We start from the raw sequence: 1,178 nt of genomic DNA on the forward strand, positions 1-1,178 counted from the left end.
ATGGCAAAAGGTAAATTCGAGCGTAATAAGCCTCATGTGAACATCGGCACGATTGGTCACGTTGACCACGGCAAGACGTCGCTGACGGCGGCGATCACGAAGTATTTCGGCGAGTTCAAGGCGTATGACCAGATCGACGCTGCTCCCGAAGAGAAGGCCCGCGGCATCACGATTTCGACGGCACACGTCGAGTACGAGACGCCTGCTCGTCACTACGCTCACGTCGACTGCCCCGGCCACGCCGACTACGTCAAGAACATGATCACCGGTGCCGCCCAGATGGACGGCGCGATCCTGGTCGTTTCGGCTGCCGACGGCCCGATGCCGCAGACCCGTGAGCACATCCTGCTCGCCCGTCAGGTCGGCGTTCCGGCGCTGGTGGTGTTCCTGAACAAGGTCGACCTGGTCGACGACGAAGAGCTGCTCGAGCTGGTCGAGCTCGAGGTTCGCGAGCTTCTGTCGAAGTACGAGTTCCCCGGCGACGACATTCCGATGATCAAGGGTTCGGCTGTTGCTGCGCTCAACGATTCGGACAAGAAGATCGGCGAAGACGCGATCCGCGCTCTGATGGAAGCAGTCGACTCCTACATCCCGACGCCTGAGCGTCCGATCGACAAGCCGTTCCTGATGCCGATCGAAGACGTGTTCTCGATCTCGGGCCGTGGCACGGTTGTCACCGGTCGCGTCGAGCGCGGCGTCGTCAAGGTCGGCGAAGAACTCGAGATCGTCGGCATCCGCCCGACCTCGAAGACGACCTGCACGGGCGTTGAAATGTTCCGCAAGCTGCTCGACCAGGGCCAGGCTGGCGACAACATCGGCGCGCTGATCCGTGGCGTTGCCCGTGAAGACGTCGAGCGCGGCCAGGTTCTGGCCAAGCCGGGTACGGTGAAGCCGCACAAGAAGTTCGTGGCTGAAGCCTACATCCTGACCAAGGAAGAGGGTGGCCGTCACACGCCGTTCTTCACCAACTACCGTCCGCAGTTCTACTTCCGCACGACTGACGTGACGGGCATCGTGACGCTGCCGGAAGGCACCGAAATGGTCATGCCTGGCGACAACATCACCGTCGACGTCGAGCTGATCGTTCCGATCGCCATGGAAGAGAAGCTGCGCTTCGCTATCCGTGAAGGCGGCCGCACCGTCGGCGCCGGCATCGTCGCTTCGATCAAAGAATAATC

At 61.5% G+C, this 1,178-nt stretch carries 1 protein-coding gene; it reads left to right on the top strand.

The window, feature by feature from the left end; translation table 11 throughout:
* A complete protein-coding gene (gene tuf / locus NDO48_RS29025) occupies positions 1 to 1,176 on the top strand; it encodes an elongation factor Tu (protein ID WP_026227168.1) in 1,176 nt (391 codons plus the stop codon).
* Positions 1,177 to 1,178: the final 2 nt, after the last annotated feature.

This window comes from Aminobacter sp. MET-1 (assembly GCF_026521175.1).
Lineage (GTDB): Bacteria > Pseudomonadota > Alphaproteobacteria > Rhizobiales > Rhizobiaceae > Aminobacter.